Source organism: Paraburkholderia fungorum (assembly GCF_046026025.1).
GTDB lineage: Bacteria > Pseudomonadota > Gammaproteobacteria > Burkholderiales > Burkholderiaceae > Paraburkholderia > Paraburkholderia fungorum_E.
Map to the genome: position 1 here is coordinate 1 of NZ_JAQQFL010000087.1, position 1,439 is coordinate 1,439.

Annotated in this window: 1 protein-coding gene; it reads left to right on the forward strand. The window is 64.4% G+C overall.

All coding sequences use genetic code 11. The features are described 5' to 3' along the window. The coding region (ilvA, locus tag PQR67_RS38110) for a threonine ammonia-lyase, biosynthetic (protein WP_408467937.1) at positions 1-1,439 on the forward strand (1,439 nt) is incomplete at both ends.

Consider the following 1,439-nt stretch of genomic DNA (forward strand, 5'->3'; position numbering starts at 1 on the left):
CACGACTACCTGAAGAAAATCCTGACCGCGCGCGTCTACGACGTGGCCCGCGAGACCGAACTCGAACGTGCGCCGAATCTGTCGGCGCGGCTGTCCAATCCGGTCTATCTGAAGCGCGAGGACAACCAGCCGGTGTTCTCGTTCAAGGTGCGCGGCGCGTACAACAAGATGGCGCATATTGCGGCGGACGCGCTGGAGCGAGGCGTGATTACCGCATCGGCGGGCAATCATGCGCAGGGCGTCGCGCTGTCGGCGGCCCGCATGGGCGTGAAGGCGATCATCGTGGTGCCGGTGACCACACCGCAGGTGAAGGTCGATGCGGTGCGCGCGCATGGCGGGGCGACGGTCGAGGTCGTGCAGTTCGGCGAATCCTATAGCGATGCCTACGGGCACGCCGTGAAGCTGCAGGCGGAACGCGGCCTGACGTTCGTCCACCCGTTCGACGATCCGTACGTGATCGCCGGCCAGGGCACGGTCGCGATGGAGATTCTCAGCCAGCATCAGGGGCCGATCCACGCGATCTTCGTGCCGATCGGCGGCGGGGGCCTCGCGGCAGGGGTGGCGGCGTATGTGAAATCGGTGCGCCCGGAGATCAGGGTGATCGGCGTGCAGACCGATGATTCGTGCGCGATGGCCGCGTCGCTGAAAGCGGGTAAACGCGTCACCTTGAACGAGGTCGGGCTGTTCTCGGACGGCACCGCCGTCAAGCTGGTGGGCGAGGAAACCTTCCGCCTGTGCAGCGAGTATCTCGACGACGTGCTCATTGTGAACACCGATGCGCTGTGTGCCGCGATCAAGGACGTCTTCCAGGACACCCGCAGCGTGCTGGAGCCGGCCGGCGCGCTGGCAGTTGCAGGCACGAAGCAGTATGCCGAACGCGAAGGCATCGAGAACCAGACGCTGATCGCGATCACGTCCGGCGCGAACATGAACTTCGACCGCATGCGTTTCGTGGCCGAGCGAGCCGAAGTCGGTGAGGCGCGTGAAGCGGTGTTCGCCGTGACGATTCCCGAGGAGCGCGGCAGCTTCCGCCGCTTCTGCGAACTGGTGGGCACGCGCAGCGTGACCGAGTTCAACTACCGGATTGCGGACGCGAATTCGGCCCATATCTTTGTCGGTGTGCAGATCAGGAACCGCAGCGAATCGGCGCAGATCGCGGGCGCCTTTGAAGCACACGGCTTTGCCACCGTCGATCTGACCTTCGACGAACTGTCGAAGCAGCACATCCGCTACATGGTCGGCGGCCGCTCGCCGCTGGCGCATGACGAACGCCTGTTCCGCTTCGAGTTTCCGGAGCGGCCGGGTGCGCTGATGAAGTTTCTGTCGTCGATGGCGCCAAACTGGAATATCAGCCTGTTCCACTACCGTAACCAGGGCGCGGACTACAGTTCGATTCTGGTCGGCATCCAGGTGCCGGAGAGCGAGAACCGCGAGTTCGA